Origin of the sequence: Paenibacillus sp. 203 (assembly GCF_037027525.1) — a bacterium.
GTDB classification, from domain to species: Bacteria; Bacillota; Bacilli; order Paenibacillales; family Paenibacillaceae; genus Paenibacillus; species Paenibacillus polymyxa_B.
Genome location: NZ_JAXCHD010000045.1, coordinates 1 through 551 on the forward strand (window position 1 = coordinate 1; position 551 = coordinate 551).

A 551-nucleotide genomic window follows, 5' to 3' on the forward strand; every position below is an offset into this window, starting at 1 on the left:
ACCCTGATTAAAAGTCAGGTGCTCTACCAACTGAGCTAATGGCTCTTAATGGCTGGGGATATAGGATTTGAACCTATGCATGACGGAGTCAAAGTCCGTTGCCTTACCGCTTGGCTAATCCCCAATATGCATATGATTCACAATTCCCCAAGATTTCATCCAGGTAAGAGGATGAAAAATGGTGGAGGCTGAGGGGCTCGAACCCCCGACCCTCTGCTTGTAAGGCAGATGCTCTCCCAGCTGAGCTAAGCCTCCATACTATCCTATGACCCGTAGGGGATTCGAACCCCTGTTACCTCCGTGAAAGGGAGGTGTCTTAACCCCTTGACCAACGGGCCATCCTATAACAAGCTCTCAACCGGGTTCGAACCGGTGACCTCATCCTTACCATGGATGCACTCTACCTGCTGAGCTATGAGAGCAAATGGCTCCCCGAACAGGACTCGAACCTGTGACAACTCGATTAACAGTCGAGTGCTCTACCAACTGAGCTATCAGGGAATATTAATCATAAAGCTCTGCTTGGCGACGTCCTACTCTCCCAGGACCCT

The 551-nt window shown here is 50.5% G+C and carries 5 tRNA genes; all 5 read right to left on the reverse strand.

Annotation, left to right across the window (positions count from 1 at the left end):
• Window positions 1-49: 49 nt before the first annotated feature.
• The 5 genes from WA407_RS26270 to WA407_RS26290 all read right to left on the reverse strand — a co-directional run bounded on the left by WA407_RS26270 (window position 50) and on the right by WA407_RS26290 (window position 501).
• Window positions 50-124 (reverse strand) — tRNA-Gln (locus WA407_RS26270).
• Window positions 125-179: 55 nt separating this feature from the next.
• Window positions 180-255, reverse strand: a tRNA-Val gene (locus WA407_RS26275).
• 11 nt (window positions 256-266) lie between these two features.
• Window positions 267-338: transfer RNA gene (locus WA407_RS26280), tRNA-Glu, on the reverse strand.
• 11 nt (window positions 339-349) lie between these two features.
• Window positions 350-422, reverse strand: a tRNA-Thr gene (locus tag WA407_RS26285).
• 3 nt (window positions 423-425) lie between these two features.
• Window positions 426-501 (reverse strand) — tRNA-Asn (locus WA407_RS26290).
• Between the last annotated feature and the right edge of the window lie 50 nt (window positions 502-551).